This window comes from Klebsiella sp. M041 (assembly GCF_059759695.1).
Genome location: NZ_JCAXWU010000009.1, coordinates 19,750 through 40,475 on the forward strand (window position 1 = coordinate 19,750; position 20,726 = coordinate 40,475).

Here is a 20,726-nt window from a genome sequence, read left to right on the forward strand (position 1 = left end):
ACAAAGAAGAAAATCATTTAATTCAGTTAGATACGACAACACAGGCGTGATAAATCCTGACTGGGGAGATGTATTTTTATCTTGTGTCGTTCAACAAAATAAAGGGACTACCATGTCATTTATAACAAACCTGAACCAGCAACAGAGAAAACGACTTCATCAGATCACCTTAGTGGCCACCTTCGGCGGCCTGCTTTTCGGTTACGACACTGGCGTTATCAACGGCGCCTTTTCCTCACTGAAGCAGTACATGGCGCTGACCCCGACCACCGAAGGGCTGGTGATGAGCGTCCTGCTGGTCGGCGCCGCGCTGGGCAGCGTGTTTGGCGGCAAGTTTGCCGACTACTTCGGCCGGCGCAAATACTTACTCTTCCTCTCCTTTATCTTTCTCATCGGCGCCCTGCTTTCCGCTGCGGCTCCCGATATCACCACCCTGCTGATTGCCCGCGCCCTGCTGGGGTACGCCGTCGGCGGCGCCTCGGTTACCGCTCCGACCTTTATTTCTGAAGTGGCGCCCACCGAGATGCGCGGCAAGCTGACCGGCCTGAATGAAGTCGCCATCGTTATCGGCCAGCTGGCGGCGTTTGCCATTAACGCGATCATTGGCATCATCTGGGGCCATCTGCCGGACGTCTGGCGCTATATGCTGTTGGTGCAGGCGATCCCCGCTATCTGCCTGTTTGTTGGTATGTGGCGCGCGCCGGAAAGTCCGCGCTGGCTGATCAGCAAAAACCGCCACGAAGAAGCGCTGCATATTCTCAAACAGATCCGCCCGGCGGAACGCGCACAGAAAGAGTATGACGACATCTCCACCCTGATCAAAATTGAAGCCGGCAATAAGTACAGCACTCAGAACACCTTCACCACTATCCTCAAAACGCCATGGATCCTCAAAATTTTGCTGGTGGGCATTACCTGGGCCGCACTGCAGCAAACCACCGGGGTGAACGTCATTATGTATTACGGTACGGAAATCCTGAGTACCGCCGGCTTCTCAGAGCGTACCTCGTTGATCTGTAACGTGCTGAACGGTGTCTTCTCCGTCGGCGGTATGCTGGTTGGCGTGCTGTTCCTTGTCGACCGCTTCAAACGTAAGACGATCATCATCTACGGCTTCGCCATTATGGCCACGCTGCATCTGATTATCGCCGCGGTCGACTACACCCTGGTGGGCGATCTGAAAGCCACCGCTATCTGGCTGCTGGGCGCGCTGTTCGTCGGCGTGATGCAGGGCTCGATGGGCTTTATCACCTGGGTGGTATTAGCCGAGCTGTTCCCGCTGAAATTCCGCGGACTGTCGATGGGGATCTCGGTATTTTTCATGTGGATCATGAACGCGGTAGTCAGCTACCTGTTCCCGCTGCTGCAGGCGAAACTGGGCCTGGGGCCGGTCTTCTTCATCTTCGCGGCCATCAACTATTTGGCGATTCTGTTCGTGGTGTTCGCCCTGCCGGAGACCTCCAATAAATCGCTGGAGCAGTTAGAAGCAGAGCTGTCAGCGAATCATGAGGATAAAAAATCCACTCGTCTCACCAGGGAGGTTGGCTATGATCGATAACATCACGCTGGATAATCTGCACATCGGCTGCAAGGCCAGTAATAAAGCGGAAGTCATCGCCATGATTGGCGCGGAGTGTAAAGCCAAAGGCTATGTCAATCAGGAGTGCGTTCACTTTCTGCTGGAGCGTGAACATCAGGTTTCCACTTTTTTGGGCAATGGCATCACCCTGCCGCATCTGCCGAAATCAGCGACGGATATCATCCTTAAAACCGGGATTGAGATCTTTCAGTTTCCTGATGGCGTTATCTGGGATCGCGGCAACGTGATGTTTATTGCCATTGGCGTGATTGCGAAAGAGAAAGAGCATATTGACGTGCTCAAAGAAATTGCCTCGATATTCAGCGATGAGCTGATCGCGAATGCGCTGTCATTAATCTCTGACAAAAATGACTTCCTGAAGATCCTCCAGCATAACGCACTGCCCCATTAAGTGCGCCACCGGCCGGGGCGCTGCCCCCGGCCCCTCCATTTATTGGTCTGATTCCGCCACCAGCCTCAGCGGCATGCCACCTGCTACTGCGCGCATAAAAAGAAATGAGAACCATTATCAATGAAGCTATGCTAACGTGTCAGCCCAGGCAAAAAGCCAGATGACAGAGAACAGGAGGACAGACGAGGTGAAGCAGGATTCAGGGATCATCACAGCGCGGCAGACGCACGGATTGCTGACGCTGGCGATAGGCGCGCTCTTCTACAGCAGCGGCAGTTTCGCCCGGCCGGATCTGCAGCCGCTGGGACCGAATATTGCGGATAAAGGGTCAGCTTTCTATCATTTTACCCAGCGCCAGTACGACTCTGCCGATGGCGAACGCCATTACCGGGTGTGGACCGCGGTGCCGGATAAAGCGCCGCCGGCCGCCGGTTACCCGGTGCTGTATATGCTGGACGGCAACGCGGTGATGGATAAACTCAACGACGCGTTTCTGCAACAGCTCTCCGCCGGTTCCCCGCCGGTCATCGTCGCTATTGGTTACCAGACGGCGCTGCCCTTCGATACCGCCGCCCGGGCCTGGGATTACACTCCGCCGCTAAAGACGCATGAACCTCGCCCCGGGAAAACCGCGCTGCCGCCGCGAAAAACCGGAGGCAACTATCTGTTTCGTCAGCTGCTGAGCGAAACGATGGTTCCGCTAACAGAAGCTAACCTGGAAATCGATCCCCGCCAGCGCGCTATCTGGGGCCACTCTTACGGCGGTCTGTTTGTACTCGACGCGTGGCGAAACCACTCCCTTTTCAGGATTTACTATTCTGCCAGCCCGTCGCTTGGCCAGGCGCAGACGTCTCCCCTGAAGGACACCCAGACCCTTGATGCCACCGCGTTTATCGGGACGTCACTGTATCTGCTGGAAGGCGACGGAAAAGCCGCTGGCGAGCCCTCCGGGCATGAAGCCTCCCTGGGCGTACTGCGTCAGACCCAGCAGCAGCTGGCCAGCAACGGTCTGACGGTGCAATTCTGGCGCTACCCTGGCCTGACGCACGGTCAGATGTTCGAGGTCTCCCTGCGCGCGGCGCTGCTACACCTTTCCGGGCAGCCTACGTTAGCGCATCAGTAACGATCCCGCGCCCACCAGCCAACGGCGGGTGCGTTAATTCTGCCGTGGCAGATGTTTAACATCGACCGGCTCGCCGAACAGAAAGCCCTGCATTTCGTCGCATCCCTCTTCTTCGAGGATCTGCCGTTGCCCCTCGGTTTCTACCCCTTCGGCGATAAGCGGGGTATTGATTGAGTTGCCCAGCGAGATAATCGCCCGCACGAACGAGCGAACCTGAGGATTGCTCTCCACATCCTGCATAAAGCTACGGTCGAGTTTGATGACGTCGAAATGAAAATCGCGCAGCATGCTCAGGGAGGAGTAACCGGTGCCGAAATCATCCAGCGCAATACTGATGCCCATCTTTTGCAGATGATGCAGCACGCTGAACGCCAGCTGTTTATTGATGATAAACGCCGTCTCCGTCACTTCAAATTCCAGCAGGCTAACCGGATAAGCGGTTCGCATCAGGATCTCGCGGACTTTTTCGATAAAGCTGCGGTGACGTAACTGTACCGGTGAGATATTGACTGAGATTTTTTTATTCAGCCGATTATCCAGTGATTCGCTGCACACCTGCTCCAGTACCCAGTAGCCTAATGGCACAATAGCGCCACTCTCTTCGGCGATGGGAATAAACACCTCCGGCGGGATAGCCCCCAGCTGCGGATGCTGCCAGCGCAACAGCGCTTCATAACCGGTGATGCGACGATCTTTAATGTTGCGGATCGCCTGATAGTGAAGCGAAAACTTCCCCGCCTGAATACCGCGGCGGATGTCGGCGGCCATCATATTCCGCTGCCGCGTCTTGTCGTCCATCTCACGTTCGTACCAGCAAATCTTGTGGTCGAGACTGCTCTTTGCCCGATACATGGCCAGATCGGAATTGCTCAGTACCGTATTAATATCCGTCCCGTCCTCCGGGTAGACGGAGATACCTATGCTGGCGGAGAGGATCACTTCCGTCGCGGCAAACGTCTGCTTACCGCTGAAGCAGTGCCAGAGACGGGTGGCAAAGGCGTCCACTTCGCTTTCATCGGCAAAAGGTTTGACGGCCACAAACTCATCGCCGCCGAAGCGGGCGACCATCTCCTCCTTCTGCAGCGTTTTCAGCACGGCGCCTGCCACGCGCTGCAGCAGCTGATCGCCAATAAGATGGCCCTGCAGATCGTTAATCTCTTTAAACTTATCTAAATCGATGGTGAAAACGGCAAAGCGGCGGGCGTCATTACCGGTGATCAGCTTTTCCACCCGCTCAAAGAACTCCACCCGATTGGGTAAACCGGTCAGCGCATCGTAGCGCGCCATCCACGCGATGCGGTCATTGATCGCCTTCTGTTCGCTGATGTCGCGGGTAATTTTGGCAAAGCCCAGCAGGTTATGTTGTTCATCGCGGATGGCATCGATCATGACATGCGCCCAGAACCGGGAGCCATCTTTACGATACCGCCAGCCTTCGCCTTCAAACTGGCCGCTACGCAGGGCAATTTGCAGATTTTTTGCCGGCACCCTGGAGAGCTGTTCGGCTTCGCTATAGAAGAGACCGAAGTAGCGACCGACGATCTCGTCGCTCAGGTATCCTTTTGCCCGGCGGGCGCCCTCGTTCCAGCTGATGACCGTCCCGTCGGCGCTCAACATATAGATGGCATAATCTTTAACACTTTCAATAAAGTGGCGATAGGCAATGTCCGTCAGGTGATCGTTACTCATGGTACAGCGCTCTCTGTGGCTCGGTCGTGGCAAAACGCATTAGATATAACAGAATCACGCCCATAATGAATACAAGGTTAAGGTGTTTTATGGTCGCCTTTCCGGCCCGGGCATGCGCCGACCGCGCGGCGCACACGCCTGTTAAGCGTAGTGGACCTGGCCATCTTCGGGAGTGACAAACTCGGCGATTTTCACACTTAGGTCGCCCACTAATAGTTACTTTTATTGATTAAAAAGTTTGATTGAAAGAATAAATAAAAGGAGTAATGTTAATAATACTTTCTATGGAGGTTAAATATGTTGCGTGATTATTTAAAAGTGGAAAAAGAAGATCGCCTGGTTGAACAACAGAGTCGTCATGACAATAGTCAGCATTATTCTTCGGTGACCGAATGGGTTATTTTAAGTAAAGATGGCCAGCGTAAAGGTCGGGTATCCCTGTTTGACCGCTTCACCACCCGCCGCTCCTGGAGCGACAGCTTCCGCATTACGCAGTTTGATAATGCGGGTAAAGTGGTGGTGGATAAACTCACTGACGCGCTGTAAATCCCCCGGATTCCCGGCCTGACGGGAGAATATTCATACGCAAAATTAACACCTGCATAAAATATATTGATGCGTCGCCATCATGTTATTTTCATTCCGCATACTGATAACCTAATGGGTAATTTTCGCCATGGTAAACAGCGCGAATTTTTAACCCGAACACATGCTGAAAAATAAGCCCGCCGGTCGGGCTTTTTTGCATGGTGTCCGCCACCCAGGCCACAAAATGCCAGGGACAATCCGCGCTGGATGGTATACGATACATATACGAATCATATATGGGTTTTTGCTATGGGAATCGTCAAAATCTCCGATCTGCTGCACGATGACATTCGTGATGCCAGCAAAGCCATGTCCCGCTCCGTCAATGCGCAGGCGGAATACTGGATCCGTCTGGGCATGATGAGCGAACTCTACCCCGAGCTTAACCACCAGCAGATCAAACTGCTGATGCTGAAATCCGGCTCTGACCGTCTGCTGGAGGTGATCAATGCCATCAATAATCATTAAAACCGCCGATGAGCTCGCGCGCCAGCGTCATGCCGGCCAGCTGCTGGCATCGGTGTTTGCCATGCTGGATACCTTTATCGTTCCCGGCGTGACGACGATGGAAATCAACGATCGAGTGGAAGATTTTATCGTCAACCAGCTGCACGCTCGCCCGGCCAGCAAGGGGCAATACGACTTTCCCTATGTGTTGAACACCTCGATTAACGACGTGGTCTGCCATGGCATCCCAAAGGCGACCGAGCATCTGCGCTCCGGGATGATCGTTAACGTCGATATTACCCTCGAGAAAGCGGGCATGATCGCTGACTCCAGTAAGATGTACCTGATAGGCGACGTTTCCCCGCTGGCGCGCCGGCTGGTAAAAACCACCTATGAAGCGATGTGGAAAGGCATTGAGGTGGTGAAACCTGGCGCGACGCTGGGCGACATCGGCCATGCCATTCAGCGCTGGGTCGAGGACCATGGCTACAGCGTGGTCAGAGAATACTGCGGTCACGGCGTCGGTCAGGAAATGCATGAAGAGCCGCAGGTGCTGCACTACGGCAGGCCCGGGGAAGGCGCCATGCTGCAGGAAGGCATGGTATTCACTATTGAACCGATGGTGAACCAGGGCGACAGTCGTATCAAGACCAAAAAGGATGGCTGGACGGTGGTCACCCGCGATAAAAAACTCTCCGCGCAGTGGGAGCACACCGTGGCGGTGACCGCCAACGGTTTTGAGGTATTGACGCTGCGCGACGACGAGCAGTCGCGGATCCGCTGAGTTACCTTCTGGCGGGGCAGCCCGACTGACGCCTCTCTCTTGATGGCCGCAGTCCGAACAAGGAATTGCTCTGACCGGCGAATCGTAAGAGAATAGCGCCTACACGCGACGATCTGATTACACGGGAGTTCATCATCAGCCATTCTCGTCGATTCCCCTTAGCCAGCAAAGTGGCGCTGGCAGGCGCGGCGCTCATCGCCGCCGGCATGCTGTTCAGCTGCACCAGTAAGGCCCCGAAATCCCTCGTCACGCCGCCGAAGAGCGCGGCCGTTAAAGCCAGTCAGACGCACCGGGAGCCGGTACGCGGTGTCTGGCTCACCACCGTCTCGCGCCTTGACTGGCCGCCGGTCGGGTCGATTATCGCCAGTACGCCGGAAAGCCGCATCACGCAGCAGAAGCTGGCGCTGATCGCCAAACTCGATAATCTGCAGCGCCTGGGGATCAACACCGTCTTTTTCCAGGTAAAACCGGACGGTACGGCGCTCTGGCGGTCGGATATTCTACCGTGGTCCGATATGCTGACCGGCAAAATCGGCGAATATCCCGGCTACGATCCGCTGCAGTTTATGCTGGATGAAGCGCACAAGCGCGGCATGAAGGTTCACGCGTGGTTTAACCCTTACCGCGTCTCGGTCAACACCAAACCGTCGACTATTGCCGAGCTGAATAACACCCTCACTCAGGTGCCGGCCAGCGTGTTTGTCCTGCACCGTAACTGGATCCGCACCGCCAGCGATCGCTTTGTTCTCGACCCGGGTATTCCCGAAGCGCGTGACTGGATCACCAGCATCGTCGCTGAAGTGGTGCAGAACTACCCGATTGACGGCGTGCAGTTCGATGACTATTTCTACACCGAAACCGCCGCTTCCCCGCTTAACGACAACGAGACCTTCCGCCGTTACGGGCAGGGCTATGCCTCGAAGGGCGACTGGCGGCGGCATAACACTCAACAGCTTATTGCCCAGGTCTCCGCGACCATTAAAAAACTCAATCCGAACGTCGAGTTTGGCGTAAGCCCGGCCGGGGTGTGGCGCAACCGCTCCCACGATCCAGCGGGGTCTGATACCCGTGGCGCGGCCGCCTATGATGAATCCTATGCCGATACCCGCAGCTGGGTGCAGCAGGGACTGCTCGACTACATCGCCCCGCAGATCTACTGGCCATTTGCCCGCGATGCGGCGCGCTATGATGTGCTGGCCAACTGGTGGGCCGAGGTGGTTAAGCCCACCCATACCCGGCTGTATATTGGCGTGGCGCTGTATAAGGTGGGTGAGCCGTCCAAAAATGAGCCTGACTGGACGGTGGATGGCGGCGTGCCGGAGCTGAAAAAGCAGCTCGATCTCAATGAGTCCCTGCCGCAGATCCAGGGCACCATCCTGTTCCGCGAAAACAACCTCAATCAGCCGCAGACCCGCCAGGCGGTTAACTACCTGCGCAGCCGCTGGGGGCAGCCGCAGAGCTAACCGCCACTCGGCTTCGCTATCGCGCCTGCAGCCCTTGCTGCAGGCGGGCGTGCAGTTTCAGCATGTTCTCCGTGATCGCCCGCCAGACGTGGGCGGAAAAGTCCGCCGGCAGCGTTCGGCGGGCGCTTTCGATGGCCTGTGGCACGCGGTCGGCAAACTCGTCAAGGATCGCCAGCATCTGATCCCGGGGAAAGTTAACCGCTTTGGCGGTCGCCAGAAAATGACGCGGATAGATGGCGTTAATCTCCGTTTTCCGCCCTCGGGTGGCGTTGAGCCCCATCGACAGCTTCAGGTCGCGCAGATGCAGTCCCGTCCCTCCCAGCACCGGAAATGCCGAAATAATGTCGTAGAACGGCGTGAGCCGGTAGCTGCCGCCGGGCAGCAAAAAGAGCGAGAAATTCTTCGCATGCCCGTCCGTTGCCCCGGTCAGCCACTGGAACACCATGAACTTCATAAAGTCATAGCGATCTTTCAGGGCTTCACTGGAGCCCAGCAGAAAGGTCATGATCGCGGCGATACCCGGCCCGCCGTCAGACTCGTATTTCATCGACGACGGGATGCCAAATGCCTGACACAGATCCTCTTGTGGCAGCCGCAGCAGCACGCGCCCCTCCTGCGCCCAGCGCCGGTCGAAGCGGGTCACCGCCAGCGCACGGATCCGCGGGGTGGTGATAATCTCCGCCTCCGGCACCGCCAGGCCCAACGCCCTGGCCAGCGCCAGGCACAGATATTCGTTATCCACGCTTTCACGCAGATCCAGCGTCGCATTGGGCTGTTTTATCTCGCCAATGGGCAGTTTAATGATATGGGTGGTCGGGGTGGTGCCCTGCGGAATACACCAGTGCTCGCCCATTCGCAGCAGCGCGGTTTTCTCCTGAGCGCCGGCCACCGAGATACGAAAATCGTCCTGGCCGGTCACCATCCCGAGCGGAATATCCGACTGGTAGGCAGTCAGCAACGCGGTCAGTTGCGCCTCATCCAGCGTCTGCCAGCGCAACGCTGCAAGATGCGCCTCTTCCCCCGGCGGCAGCAGAGTCACCGCCCCTACGCTATCCCGGCCGACCTCGGCCAGCAGCTCGAACGGCTGTTTCGAGCGCGCCTGATAGCGCCTGACGATCCGGTCGCGGACCTGGGGGCTGTCGGGCAGCAGGTTATCAAAATAGTGATACACCGCGTCGGCGGTGATATTGCCATACTGCAGCGGCAGCGAGAGGGAGAGCGGCCTGGCGCGCGGGCTGCGCAGCCACTCGTCATCATAGCGGAAACTGTGCGCCCCGTTGGCCTGGCGGGTTAAGGTTCCCACGCGCACATTGTTCATCCAGGTGGTGAGCGTCGCCATTACCAGTCCAGATCCGTGGTGTTATCGGGGGCCGTCGCCGTCTCGGCCGGTTTGGCGTTCAGGGTCATCACCACCCCCAGCGACTGGAGGATCTTGAACAGGGTGGTCAAGGTGGTTTTGTCCGGATGATTTTCAAAATTGGACAGCGTCGCCTGTTTAATGCCGATCCGGCTGGCCAGCGCCTCCTGAGTCCAGTGATTTTGCTGGCGCAGCAGTTTCAGGTAATTGGCCAGCTGAACGGGACTGTATATCTGCGGGGAATGCATCGCTTGTTCCTCACCATTGTTTATCCCCCTATCGGGATAAATCTGCTTTTATACCCTACAGGGGATAATGTCAAGGTTATCCCCTGGTGGGGATAGGAGTATAATTATCCTTGTGTAGGGATAAAACAGGAAGAATGGTGGCCGGAGACACCTTTACATGCCCGGTGGCGGCTGCGCCTTACCGGGCCTACGGGCTGTCTCTGCCTGCTCCGCAACGATCCAGGCCGGGCAAGCGCAGCGCTGCCCGGCAATGGGCAGCCGGGCTTAGCTGCCGCGGTAGGTCGACCACCCGCCCGGGGCTATCAGAAACGGCAGATGGAAATGGTCATCTGTCGCCTCGCCAATGACAAAATCAATCTGCGCCCGGGTAAAAACGCTCTCGCGCCCGACGCGGGCAAACCACGCCCCCGTTTCCGCGGTTAAGCAGTAGCGCCCCGCCGGCAGCGGTGCGGCGCTGAAGGCGGCTATACGCCCCTGGGCGTTCGTCACCAGGTTCGCCAGCGTCTCGCCCTCCCGGCTCAGGCTGACCGTCACGCCTTCCGCCGGCGTGCCGGTGGAAATATCCAGAATATGGGTGCTCAGGGTACTCATTCGCCAATCGCTCCTTCCAGTCTTAACATCGTAATTTCCCGCAGCTGGGCAAGCGCCTCAGCCACTTCTTCGTCGGCGGTATGCTGCAGCCGGCGCGTCAGCGCCTGCAGCATCTCTTCGCCGCTGCGCCCTTTGGCGCGGATTAAAAACACCCGGCCAAAACGAGCCTCGTAGCGGGCATTCCCCTCCCGCAGGGCCTGCGCCAGCTTTTCATTATCGCTGTCCACCGCCGACTGCTCCTGGCGCGACATCGTCGCGTGCGCCTGGCTGCCGGTCGGTTTTTCGCCGATCCGCGGATGGGCGCTGAGCGCCGCGTTCAGATCGTTCTCCCCCCAGTCACCCATCGCTTCCCGGGCGACCTGCAGCAGCGCTTCACGGCAGGCGAAGGGTCGCAAGCTCACCAGCGTATCGCTCCAGGCCGGGATCGCCACGCAGGGGGCCAGCAGCGCCACTGCCTCATCATGACTCAGACGGTTAAACTGTCTCAGCGCGATCATTCTGACTCCTTATCGTTTTCGTCGCCGCCTGCTCCTGCGGCAGAACAAGGTTCAGCGCTATCGCCACCAGCCCACCGCTGGTGGCCGCCGAACCGAACAGATCGCCGACCATCGGCGGAAAATGGCTGAGAAACGCCGGCACCGACTCCACGCCAAGGCCCGCGCCAAACGCCAGACCAACGATCAGCACATCGCGTCGGGTGAGCGGGTTCTGGGTAATGATCCGGATCCCGGCCGCTACCACACAGCCAAACATCACCATCGTGGCGCCCCCCAGCACCGGCGCCGGGATCTGCCGCAGCAGTTCGCCCACCGGCGGGAACAGCCCAAGCAGGATCAGAATCACGCCAATGTAGCGCCCGACATAGCGGCTGGCCACCCCGGTCATCTGGATCACGCCGTTGTTCTGCGCGAAAGTCGTGTTCGGAAAGGCGCTGAGCATCGCGGCCACCATGCAGCTGACGCCGTCCGCCAGGATACCGCCCTTCAAACGGTTGCGGAAAGCGCGATCGTCAACAGACTGTTGCGAAATCAGCGAGTTGGCCGTCAGATCGCCCACCGCCTCCAGAATACAGACCAGCGACACCAGCGCCACCGGCAGAAAAATCGCGCTGTTGAACTGAAAGCCGAACGGAAACAGCGTCGGCAGGCGAAACAGGGTGTCGCCCAGGCTGTGAAGGTGGAACTGACCGCTCAGCCCTGCCGCCACACAGCCCACGGCAATGCCCACCACCACCGAGGAGAGCCGCAGCCAGCGGTTTTTGGCGCAGCTCAGCAGAACGATAACGCCAAGGGTACCCGCCCCGAGCGCGATATTGCTCATGCTGGCGAAATCCTGCGCCTTTTCGCCACCGCACCAGTTAATAACGCTGACCTTGATCAGGCTGATGCCGATCAGCGCAATCACGCTGCCGGTAATGATGGGAGTAAAGATTTTCTTCAGCGGTTCAATAAAGCGGCTGACAATCACCGGCACCAGGGCGGCGACAAAGTTAACGCCAAACAGCATCGCCATAATATCCTGCGGCCCGCCGCCCTGCGCTTTCACCCACATCCCTCCGGCTACCGCCACGCCAAGAAAGGCGAAGCTGGTGCCCTGCATGCAGATCATCCCGGCGCCAATGCCCCAGACCCGGTTGGACTGCAGAAAGGTACCGATACCCGAGGCCAGCAGCGACATACTGATGAGATACGGCAGCCAGTCGCCAAGTCCGAGGGTGGCGCCGATAATCAGCGGCGGCGTGATGATCCCCACCAGACCCGCCAGCACATGCTGGAGAGCGCTAAAAAAGGCCGCAAGCGGTGGGATCCGCTGTTCAAGGCCGTAAAGCAGGCCGCTGTGATGTTCGTCAGACATGGTGTTATCCCGTAGCAAAGAGAAGTGCAAGAGCTTCTGCACAAAGCAGGCCAGAGACGACCAAAGCGAACGAATAAATTTATTAATACTTTAAAATCATTAAGTTAAATCACTCCAGCCATGCCTCGCTCCCCACCGCTGCTGAACAAGGATGCTGAAACGATAGATTCTTAATGCAACATACAGAAACTTTTGATTCATAAAAAGGCAACCAATGCGTCACATTGCACCGACCTGGTGCGTCATGACCTATCGCTGTGCCTCAGGCCGGCGGTTTTCCTCCCTCCGGCGAACTGGTACGCAAATTGCTGTAGTCAGTCACAACATCGGGAGAAGGAGAAAAAAATGAAAGCAATCGTGATTGGCGCCGGCATCGGCGGCTTAAGTGCGGCAGTGGCGCTCAAACAGTCGGGGATCGACTGCGAAGTCTATGAAGCGGTGAAAGAGATCAAACCGGTCGGCGCGGCGATTTCCGTGTGGCCCAACGGCGTGAAGTGCATGGCCCACCTCGGCATGGGCGATATCATGGAAACCTTCGGCGGACCGCTGCGCCGTATGGCGTATCGCGATTTCCGCAGCGGCGAGAACATGACCCAGTTCAGCCTCGCGCCGCTGATCGAACGTACCGGCAGCCGCCCCTGCCCGGTCTCCCGCGCAGAGCTGCAGCGAGAAATGCTGGATTACTGGGGACGGGAAAGCGTGCAGTTCGGCAAACGCGTCACCCGCTGTGAAGAAAACGCCGACGGCGTGACGGTGTGGTTTACCGACGGCAGCAGCGCCAGCGGCGATCTGCTGATTGCCGCCGACGGCAGCCATTCCGCGCTGCGTCCGTGGGTGCTCGGCTTTACCCCGCAGCGCCGCTACGCCGGCTACGTCAACTGGAACGGTCTGGTGGAAATAGATGAAGCGCTGGCGCCCGGCGATCAGTGGACCACCTTTGTCGGCGAAGGCAAGCGCGTCTCGCTGATGCCGGTCTCCGCCGGCCGGTTCTACTTTTTCTTTGATGTGCCGCTGCCGGCGGGTCTGGCGGAGGATCGTGACACCCTGCGCGCTGACCTCAGCCGCTACTTTGCCGGCTGGGCGCCGCCGGTGCAGAAGCTGATCGCCGCCCTTGACCCGCAGACCACCAACCGTATTGAAATCCACGATATCGAACCGTTCAGCCGCCTGGTGCGCGGTCGCGTCGCGCTGCTGGGCGACGCCGGACACAGCACCACCCCGGATATTGGCCAGGGGGGATGCGCGGCGATGGAAGATGCGGTGGTGCTGGGCGCCGTTTTCCGCCAGACCCGCGATATTGCGACCGCCCTGCGCGAGTATGAAGCCCAGCGCTGCGACCGGGTCCGCGATCTGGTACTGAAGGCGCGCAAGCGCTGCGATATCACCCACGGAAAGGATATGCAGCTCACCGAAGCCTGGTACCAGGAGCTGCGGGAGGAGACCGGCGAACGGATTATCAACGGCATGTGCGATACCATCCTCAGCGGGCCGCTGGGCTGACGGTCGCCATGGATTCAATCACCGCGCTTAGCGTCTGAATGGCCATCTGCGCAGGACGCGATAGCTGACGCGAAGGCGCGGTGCACAGCGCCAGGGTCAGCGGCCGCAGCAGCGTACTGCGCAGCGGGACAAAGGCCAGCTGGCCGCGCTGAACCTCGTCCAGCACGTCGAGCAGGCTGAGGAGCGTCACGCCGCTGCCGCGCAGCACCAGCGACTTAATGAGCCGGATATCATTGCAGCTGATGGTATTCTCAGGCGCAAAGTCATGGTGGCGATAGAGAAGCGCCACCCGCTCATGAACGATCAGCGGCGCGCCGGGCACGATGTGCCGCTCGAGGCTGAGCTCGCCCAAAGACAGGGCCCTCGCCCCCGCCAGGGGGTGGTCCGGGCGCATCACAATCCCCACCTCCAGTTCGGCAAAGGCCAGCACGCTGAGTCCGGCCTGCCCCTGCGGATCGAGGATCAGACCGACGTCCAGATCCGCCTGACGCACTTTCTGGCTGACGGTGTGGCTGTCGGCCACCTGCAGATCCAGCTCCAGCCACGGCCAGCTGGCGATAATCTCCGCCAGCGCGGCGGCGAAGCCACCTTCCGCCAGCGCCTGCACCATACCGACGCTGACGCTCCCGCGCTTCATCCCCTGCAGCTCATCAAATTTCTGCCGGGTCTGGCGAAACTCCTTCTGCCAGCGCAGCAGATTGTCATACAGCAGTTCGCCCGCGGTGGTCATCCGCAGTCCCTCCGGCAGCCGCTCGAACAGCGGTGTCCCGAAGGCCTCCTCGGCCTGCAGGATCTGGCGGTTAATCGCCGAGGCGGAGATATGCAGCTGCTCGGCGGCCCGGCGCAGGCTGCCGCAGCGGGCCACGGCGATGAAATAGTGGGCGAAACGGGAAAATGGACTCATGGCGACCCTGTACTCTTTTTTGCAACAGCAGAGTGAATTAATGGTGATGGATGTGAACACCCTAATATGACAACAATAATCTCACAACAATAAAACAATCACCGATGTGAGCAGGAAGAGAAATCATGAAGACAACCATCCCGACGCCCCCCGCCCATTGCACCTTTGATCCAGAGGACTGGCTGCGGCTGGCCCGCTGCTGGCACCCGGTGGCCCGCGCCTGCGATATTGGCGGCGCCCCGGTGAAAGCCACCCTGCTGGACGAACAGCTGGTTATCTATCGCATTAAAGGTCAGGTGGTGGTCGCCCGCGACGTCTGCCCGCACCGCGGCGTCCCGCTGACCCTGGGGTTTCATGAAGAAGAAGGCATCGTCTGCCCCTATCATGGCCTGCGCTTTGGCGAGGATGGCCGCTGCAACCGCATCCCCTCCAGTCCGGGGCAACCCATTCCAGCCAAACTGCATCTCACCAGCTTCGCCGTGGAGGAGCGCTACGGGCTGATCTGGACCTGTCTGGCCTGCGATCCGGACAATCCGCCGCCGTTACCGACCATGCCGCACTGGGACGACGCCGGCTTTCAGCAAATCAACTGCCCGGCCTTCGAGGTGAAGGGCTTTGCCGGCCGCCAGGTCGAAGGCTTTCTCGATGTCGCCCACTTTGCGTGGATCCACACTGATACCTTTGCCGACCCGGACAATCAGCAGGTGCCGGACTACACCCCGCAGGAGACACCGTTCGGTTTTGTTGCCGACTACTGGAGCTCGGTGGGCAATTATCCGGCCAGCTCCGATTTCCGCGCGCCGGAAGGGTTCCAGTGGCTGCGTCACTTTGAAATGCATCTGCCCTTCACCGCCACGCTGACCATCCATTTCCCTGCCGATGCGAAGCTGGTGATCATGAACGCCGCCTCGCCGGTGTCGTCGCGCGTGACGCGGATGTTCGCCCCTATCGCCCGCAATTTTGACCTGCATGTGCCGGTGGAAGACGTTCATGCGTTCAACCTGCGGGTGTTTGAGGAGGATCGCCTGATGGTTGAGACCCAGCGCCCGGAGCGGCTGCCGCTGGATCTGACCCTGGAGGCGCATATTCCGGCAGACCGCAGCTCTATCGCCTACCGGCGCGGGCTGAAGAAGATGGGCTTTGGCGATTTCTTTCTGGTATGAGTGGAGGTCTTATGCGCGACATACTCCCGGTGGTGGTCGATGGCCTGTGGCGCCAGGGCGCGAAAAATCTGGCCGTTCGTCTGGTGAGCGCCGATGGGCAACCGCTGCCGGCGTGGACGCCCGGCGCCCATATCGACCTCCATCTCCCCTGCGGGCTGATCCGTCAGTATTCGCTGACCGGCAGCCCGGCCGGGCGGGATCACTATCTGCTCTGCGTCGCCCGCGAGGCGCAGTCGCGAGGCGGCTCCCGTTATATTCATGACACCCTGCGTCCGGGGCAGCCCTTGCTGATCTCTGCCCCGCGCAACCACTTTCCCCTGCGCGGGGGCGGCCACGTGGTGCTCCTCGCCGCCGGGATCGGCATTACGCCGCTGCTGGCGATGGCCCACGCCCGGGCGGCGTCCGGCGCCAGCTTTACGCTGCACTACTACGTCAGCCGCGCGCAGGAGGCCGCCTTCGCCACCGAGATCGCCAGCCAGCTCACCGGCGGAACCTGCCTGATCCACTGCTCTGCCGACGGAGAGAGTCCGCGCCTGCGGCTGGCGCAGGATCTGGGCGCGCCGGACGCCGACACCCGGGTCTATTTCTGCGGACCGGCAGGGTTTATGAACCAGGTGCGCGACACCGCGCTGGCGGCCGGCTGGGCGGAGGCGCAACTGCACAGCGAAGCGTTCCAGCCGCCCGCCACGACGGCGGCCTCGGCGGCGGACGGAACCTTCACCATCACCCTCGCCTCCACCGGGGAGCGCTGGCCGGTACCGGGGAACAAAACCATCGCCCGGGTGCTGCAGGAGCATGGCGTCGATGTGCCGCTCTCCTGCGAAATGGGGATCTGCGGCGCCTGCCTGACGCCGGTGCGGGAGGGAACGGTCGACCACCGGGATACCGTGCAGTCGGAGGCGGAAAAACAGGCAGCGGAGCAGCATATTGCGCTGTGCTGCTCCCGCAGCCTGTCGGCCAATTTAGTTATCGATCTCGCGGGATAAGCGACCGGTCTCCGGCTGTTCGGCGCGGGCGACCGGTTTCACCCGCACGGCGGTGAAGACCACGACCATCGCGGTCAACAGCAGCACACCGCTGCCGGTGAAGACGCCGCTGGCGCCGTGCAGATCGAACACCGCCCCGCCGCCGGCGGCGCCGGCGCTGATGGCCAGCTGAATAGAGGCCACCAGCAGACCGCCCGCGCTTTCCGCCTCATCCGGCACGGTGGTGGCCAGCCAGGTGGACCAGGCCACCGGCACCAGACCGAAGGCAAACCCCCACAGGGCGACTAGCAGCCCGTCGAGCACGCTCAGATGGCCAAACGTCACCATCAGCAGCGCCAGGACGCTCATCATCAGCGGCACCAGCGCCAGGGTCAGACGCAGGCTGCGGCTCAGCAGATAGCTCGCTACCGAGGTGCCGATAAAGTTAGCGATACCGAAGCCGAGCAAAATCAGTGAAACGCCTTCAACGCTGGTCTGCGCGACGGTCTCAAGGAACGGACGCAGGTAGGTGAAGAAGGCGAAATGGCCGCTGAAAATCAGGATCGACGCCAGCATGCCGCCCAGCATACCGGGACGGCGCAGCACCCTGAACAGCGTGGAGAAGGTGCCAACGCTTTCCGGGCGCATGGAGGGCAGCACCCACAGCTGCCAGAGCAGCGCCAGCAGGCTGGGTATCGCGCAGAGAATAAACACGTTGCGCCAGCCGATCAGCTCCCCGAGGTAGCTGCCGAGCGGCGCGGCCACCACCGTGGCGACAGATACCGCGGAAAAGATGATCGCCAGCGCCTTCGGCACATGGGCCGCCGGCACCAGACGCATCGCCGTGGCGGTGGACATCGCCCAGAAACCGCCGATGGCGATCCCCAGCAGCAGACGACCGAGCAGGAGAAACGCCAGCGAACCGGCAAAAGCGACCATCAGGCTGGAGACAATCTGCAGCACGGAAAAAAACATCAGCACCCAGCGGCGGTCGATATTGCGGGTGGCGGTGGCGATCAGCAGGCCGGTGACTAACGCCACCAGCGCCGTGGCGGTCACCGCCTGCCCGGCCATCCCTTCGCTGACGCCGAGGCTGCTGGCCATCGGCGTTAACAGGCTGGCGGGCAGAAACTCGGCCACGATCAGGCCGAACACCCCGAGGGCCAGGGCATAGACGGCACGCCAGGCAGGCCTGACGGGTGTCAGGCTTGCGTCAGCAGCTATGCAGGAAGTCATATACATCTCTCCAGGTTTATTAACATCCTGGTCATCTTAGGGGCTTACCCCTGGACGATATATGATACATACTCTTCAGTTATTGATTATTCGTCCGGAATTACCATGAGCCAGCCTACTATCGACCTGACCAGCGAACTGCTGCGCGGTATGCGCCTCTCCGGCGTGAATTACCGGCGCATCGAAACCTCCCGCCCGTTTGGCGTCGGCTTTAGCGCCGTGGCGGGCAAAGCCCAGTTCCATTTCATCAGCCGCGGACCGGTGCTGCTGCGCATGGCCAGCGGAGAACAGTTCACCCTGGAGAGCGGCGACGCGCTGTTTATTCCCAACGGCGACGGACATGCCCTGCTCTCCGATCCGCAGGCCGCGGTGGTGAATGTGGCGCAGTTGAACAGCGAAACGGTGTGCAGCACGGTAAGTTGCATCAACGCTGGCGGCCAGCCTGACTGCCCGGAGCGCGCCGTGATTTTCAGCGGTTGCATGGACTTTGAGCTCGGCGGCATGCAGCCACTGGTGAAGGCCATGCCCGAGGTGATGCGGGTGAGTTGTCTGCTCCACACCTGGCCGGAGATCCAGCCGCTGCTGGCCGCAATGGAGCGGGAATCCCTCACCCGCCAGGCGGGCTATGCCGGGATCCTCGCCAGGCTGGCGGACGTGGTGGCCGCGCTGATTGTCCGCGGCTGGGTGGCATGCGGGTGCGGTAACGCCACCGGCTGGGTGCAGGTCCTGCGCGATCCCCGGCTGGCGAAAGCGATCTACGCCATGCATCAGCGTCCGGGCGTGAACTGGAAAGTGGAAGATCTGGCGCGGGAGGCGGGGCTGTCGCGCTCTCTCTTCGCCGAGCGTTTTCTTGCCGCCACCGGCACCACCCCCGCCCGCTATCTGACCGAGCTGCGTATGCGGCTGGCGGTGCAGTACATCACCCACGAAGGCCAGGCGCTGGAAAAGGTGGCCTTCCGCCTCGGGTATCAGTCGCTGGCGGCCTTCAGCCGGGCTTTCAAACGCATCACCGGCCAGCCGCCGGGGGCCCTGCGCGCCACGACACGCTAGAGTCAGCCTTCATATAAAGCGATACACGCCGTTGCCAACGCGAAAGCGTTGCCCCTTAAGCGCCGGGTTGGCGACGCGAAACACCAGTTCGGTCAGCTGGTTGGCGGCTCCTTCGCGGAAAGTAAACCACTGGCCGCCCACGTCCAGCCCCTGCTCCCCCTGTGGCGGGAAGCCCAGCAGCGCCTGCCAGCGATCGCGCACCGCCTGCGGATTGTCCACCTCGAACACCGCCTGCTCGAGCACAATGTCGCCCAGCGGATGAGGCACGTCCAGCCCCTGGGCGCGCAGCCGCGCCAGCCGGGTCTCGTCGTCTTCTCCCCACTGCAGCACAAAAGGATAGACCAGCCCGTCGGTGTCGCCATCGATGGTGAAGATCCGCCAGCGGATGACATTGCCCTGCGGATCGTGGCGCTGGCCATCGACGATCGGTGACACCGCCAGCCCCTTGCGCCGCAAGTGGTCATGGGTGGCGTCGATGTCGTCGCTGCGCAGCGCGACGCGAAACAGCGCTTCGTTCTCCGGCAGCAACCGCGCGGCATCCCGCGAGAGCAGAAACCTGTCCGTCGCGGCGCGCAGTTCGTCCGGGTCGGAAATGGCGAGGAATTCGATATAGGTCAGACCAAAATAGCTCAGCGCATTGCGGGTTCCCCACCCCGGATGGCGCCCACCGGCCACCGCCCGCAGCTGCTGTCCGGCAAAGGTTTCAATTGCCGCTTCCGGCTGATTCACAAACTGTACTGCGTGGTCCCACTGCAAGGTTGCCATGATCTCTCCCGCGGTTGTGCCTGTTCAGGCGTCTGCGGCAAAAGATAGTGCCGGGGTGAAGGGAATGGCAAACAAGAATTAAGTATATCGAAAGCTGGATACGTGATTTATATCAACGCGGTATATGGAGTCTGAAAGGCGATGAAACGGCGGACTAACGAATGGCCCGCCGGCGGGATCAAACCGACCCTTCTTTCTCAATCACCAGAATACGCGCCGCCCCCTGGGGATGAGCGACATGCTCGCATCCCACCTCGGCGTAGAAGATATCGCCGGCGTTCAGCACGATCACCTGCTCCTCGCCGTTGACTTTCACATGCATCGCCACCTGACCATCCATGACGGCAAACACCTCCTGACCGTCGTTGATGTGCCAGATATAGGGTTGGTCGGTCCAGTGCAGGCGCACGGTGGTGCCGGAAAAATTGGCGATATCCAGCGCGCCCCACGCGCGGTCGGCGGTGAAATCTTTACTGCTCCAGCTCTGCATAATGATGTCCTGTGGTAAGGGTTATTTTTTCTGCCAGTTTGCCCATGGATCCGCTTTCTCTGCCGGCGCATCGTCGTCGAGCGAAGCCAGATACATCGCCTCCACCTCTTTGCGCGCCCACGGCGTCCGGCGGAGAAATTTCAGGCTGGACTTGATGCTGGGATCGCTTTTAAAGCAGTTAATGTTGACCTGGCGGGCCATTTCCGCCCAGCCGTAGCGCGCGACCAGGGCATTGAGCAGCGCTTCCAGCGTCACGCCGTGCAGGGGATCTTTTGAACTGTGCATGAGGATACATCCGTTCCGCATTAAAAAAGTGCGCCCACCTTACTGACTCTCGGTGACGGGCGCAACGGCTTCAGTTCGCCCTTACGCCTTTATCTATTTAACGCAAAAGCACTGAACCCCGCGCGAACATAAATTAGAAAATAACGTTATTGGTTGATTATCTGGCCCTGAGGCAAGCTGTGCTCAGCCCCGAACAGAGGAAATCACCATGCGCTGCTGTTGTGCCCGAACCC

Annotated in this window: 22 protein-coding genes; 11 read left to right on the top strand and 11 right to left on the bottom strand. The window is 59.9% G+C overall.

The window, feature by feature from the left end; all coding sequences use genetic code 11:
* Positions 1-112 precede the first annotated feature (112 nt).
* The 3 genes from AC6CWS_RS13245 to AC6CWS_RS13255 all read left to right on the top strand — a co-directional run bounded on the left by AC6CWS_RS13245 (position 113) and on the right by AC6CWS_RS13255 (position 3,114).
* A complete protein-coding gene (locus AC6CWS_RS13245) occupies positions 113-1,558 on the top strand; it encodes a sugar porter family MFS transporter (RefSeq protein WP_102004482.1) in 1,446 nt (481 codons plus the stop codon).
* Positions 1,548-1,991: a PTS mannitol transporter subunit IIA gene (locus AC6CWS_RS13250; RefSeq protein WP_032452832.1), complete on the top strand. Its 444-nt coding sequence runs from the start codon at positions 1,548-1,550 to the stop codon at positions 1,989-1,991. Before AC6CWS_RS13245 ends, AC6CWS_RS13250 begins: the two co-directional genes overlap by 11 nt.
* 187 nt (positions 1,992-2,178) lie before the next feature.
* A complete protein-coding gene (locus AC6CWS_RS13255; protein WP_065882406.1) occupies positions 2,179-3,114 on the top strand; it encodes an alpha/beta hydrolase in 936 nt (311 codons plus the stop codon).
* Positions 3,115-3,147: 33 nt separating this feature from the next.
* Here the strand turns inward: AC6CWS_RS13255 and AC6CWS_RS13260 are convergent, their stop codons facing one another.
* The gene (locus AC6CWS_RS13260; protein WP_140599567.1) at positions 3,148-4,803 is read right to left on the bottom strand and encodes a putative bifunctional diguanylate cyclase/phosphodiesterase; all 1,656 of its coding nucleotides are present in this window, start codon (positions 4,801-4,803) and stop codon (positions 3,148-3,150) included.
* Between the two features lie 297 nt (positions 4,804-5,100).
* On the opposite strand from AC6CWS_RS13260, the gene AC6CWS_RS13265 reads away from it, so the two are divergent.
* The 4 genes from AC6CWS_RS13265 (at position 5,101) to AC6CWS_RS13280 (ending at position 8,085) form a co-directional block, all read left to right on the top strand.
* Positions 5,101-5,349 carry a hypothetical protein gene (locus AC6CWS_RS13265; protein WP_004205912.1) on the top strand — a complete coding sequence of 83 codons (249 nt, stop codon included), beginning with the start codon at positions 5,101-5,103 and terminating at the stop codon, positions 5,347-5,349.
* A gap of 291 nt (positions 5,350-5,640) precedes the next feature.
* Positions 5,641-5,859, top strand: coding sequence for a ParD-like family protein (locus AC6CWS_RS13270; RefSeq protein WP_002904808.1), 219 nt, complete (start codon positions 5,641-5,643; stop codon positions 5,857-5,859).
* On the top strand, positions 5,840-6,622 hold the full coding sequence (map, locus tag AC6CWS_RS13275; RefSeq protein WP_065882404.1) for a type I methionyl aminopeptidase: 783 nt from the start codon (positions 5,840-5,842) through the stop codon (positions 6,620-6,622). The genes AC6CWS_RS13270 and map overlap by 20 nt, the downstream gene beginning before the upstream one ends.
* 170 nt (positions 6,623-6,792) lie before the next feature.
* Positions 6,793-8,085, top strand: a complete 1,293-nt coding sequence (locus tag AC6CWS_RS13280) for a glycoside hydrolase family 10-like protein (protein WP_065882402.1) — start codon at positions 6,793-6,795, stop codon at positions 8,083-8,085.
* Positions 8,086-8,101: 16 nt separating this feature from the next.
* On the opposite strand, the gene AC6CWS_RS13285 is transcribed toward AC6CWS_RS13280, so the two are convergent.
* The 5 genes from AC6CWS_RS13285 to AC6CWS_RS13305 form a co-directional block, all read right to left on the bottom strand.
* The gene (locus AC6CWS_RS13285; protein ID WP_101995004.1) at positions 8,102-9,424 is read right to left on the bottom strand and encodes a type II toxin-antitoxin system HipA family toxin; all 1,323 of its coding nucleotides are present in this window, start codon (positions 9,422-9,424) and stop codon (positions 8,102-8,104) included.
* Positions 9,424-9,690, bottom strand: coding sequence for a type II toxin-antitoxin system antitoxin HipB (gene hipB, locus AC6CWS_RS13290; RefSeq protein ID WP_023289667.1), 267 nt, complete (start codon positions 9,688-9,690; stop codon positions 9,424-9,426). The genes AC6CWS_RS13285 and hipB overlap by 1 nt, the downstream gene beginning before the upstream one ends.
* Before the next feature lie 264 nt (positions 9,691-9,954).
* Positions 9,955-10,281, bottom strand: a complete 327-nt coding sequence (uraH, locus tag AC6CWS_RS13295) for a hydroxyisourate hydrolase (RefSeq protein WP_065882401.1) — start codon at positions 10,279-10,281, stop codon at positions 9,955-9,957.
* Positions 10,278-10,778 carry a 2-oxo-4-hydroxy-4-carboxy-5-ureidoimidazoline decarboxylase gene (gene uraD / locus AC6CWS_RS13300; protein ID WP_065882398.1) on the bottom strand — a complete coding sequence of 167 codons (501 nt, stop codon included), beginning with the start codon at positions 10,776-10,778 and terminating at the stop codon, positions 10,278-10,280. The genes uraH and uraD overlap by 4 nt, the downstream gene beginning before the upstream one ends.
* Positions 10,756-12,135, bottom strand: coding sequence for a nucleobase:cation symporter-2 family protein (locus AC6CWS_RS13305; protein ID WP_065882396.1), 1,380 nt, complete (start codon positions 12,133-12,135; stop codon positions 10,756-10,758). Before AC6CWS_RS13305 ends, uraD begins: the two co-directional genes overlap by 23 nt.
* 345 nt (positions 12,136-12,480) lie before the next feature.
* Between AC6CWS_RS13305 and hpxO the strand changes: the two genes are divergently transcribed.
* A complete protein-coding gene (hpxO, locus tag AC6CWS_RS13310) occupies positions 12,481-13,635 on the top strand; it encodes an FAD-dependent urate hydroxylase HpxO (protein ID WP_023289663.1) in 1,155 nt (384 codons plus the stop codon).
* Here the strand turns inward: hpxO and hpxR are convergent.
* Entirely contained in the window at positions 13,616-14,539 is a 924-nt protein-coding gene (gene hpxR, locus AC6CWS_RS13315; RefSeq protein WP_023289662.1) for a LysR family hpxDE operon transcriptional regulator HpxR, read from the bottom strand. The genes hpxO and hpxR overlap by 20 nt on opposite strands.
* A 125-nt stretch (positions 14,540-14,664) precedes the next feature.
* Between hpxR and hpxD the strand changes: the two genes are divergently transcribed.
* Both hpxD and hpxE read left to right on the top strand, forming a co-directional pair.
* Positions 14,665-15,702, top strand: a complete 1,038-nt coding sequence (gene hpxD, locus AC6CWS_RS13320; protein ID WP_048297498.1) for a molybdenum cofactor-independent xanthine hydroxylase subunit HpxD — start codon at positions 14,665-14,667, stop codon at positions 15,700-15,702.
* Between the two features lie 11 nt (positions 15,703-15,713).
* The gene (gene hpxE, locus AC6CWS_RS13325) at positions 15,714-16,688 is read left to right on the top strand and encodes a molybdenum cofactor-independent xanthine hydroxylase subunit HpxE (RefSeq protein ID WP_065882394.1); all 975 of its coding nucleotides are present in this window, start codon (positions 15,714-15,716) and stop codon (positions 16,686-16,688) included.
* Here the strand turns inward: hpxE and AC6CWS_RS13330 are convergent.
* Positions 16,665-17,903: an MFS transporter gene (locus tag AC6CWS_RS13330; RefSeq protein ID WP_065882452.1), complete on the bottom strand. Its 1,239-nt coding sequence runs from the start codon at positions 17,901-17,903 to the stop codon at positions 16,665-16,667. The genes hpxE and AC6CWS_RS13330 overlap by 24 nt on opposite strands.
* Positions 17,904-18,008: 105 nt before the next feature.
* On the opposite strand from AC6CWS_RS13330, the gene AC6CWS_RS13335 reads away from it, so the two are divergent.
* The gene (locus AC6CWS_RS13335) at positions 18,009-18,953 is read left to right on the top strand and encodes an AraC family transcriptional regulator (RefSeq protein WP_065882393.1); all 945 of its coding nucleotides are present in this window, start codon (positions 18,009-18,011) and stop codon (positions 18,951-18,953) included.
* A 9-nt stretch (positions 18,954-18,962) separates the two neighbouring features.
* On the opposite strand, the gene AC6CWS_RS13340 is transcribed toward AC6CWS_RS13335, so the two are convergent.
* The 3 genes from AC6CWS_RS13340 to AC6CWS_RS13350 all read right to left on the bottom strand — a co-directional run bounded on the left by AC6CWS_RS13340 (position 18,963) and on the right by AC6CWS_RS13350 (position 20,493).
* Entirely contained in the window at positions 18,963-19,718 is a 756-nt protein-coding gene (locus tag AC6CWS_RS13340) for a VOC family protein (protein WP_048297496.1), read from the bottom strand.
* Positions 19,719-19,896: 178 nt separating this feature from the next.
* Positions 19,897-20,208: a cupin domain-containing protein gene (locus AC6CWS_RS13345; RefSeq protein ID WP_023289656.1), complete on the bottom strand. Its 312-nt coding sequence runs from the start codon at positions 20,206-20,208 to the stop codon at positions 19,897-19,899.
* Between the two features lie 21 nt (positions 20,209-20,229).
* Positions 20,230-20,493, bottom strand: coding sequence for a VF530 family protein (locus AC6CWS_RS13350; protein WP_004205937.1), 264 nt, complete (start codon positions 20,491-20,493; stop codon positions 20,230-20,232).
* Between the last annotated feature and the right edge of the window lie 233 nt (positions 20,494-20,726).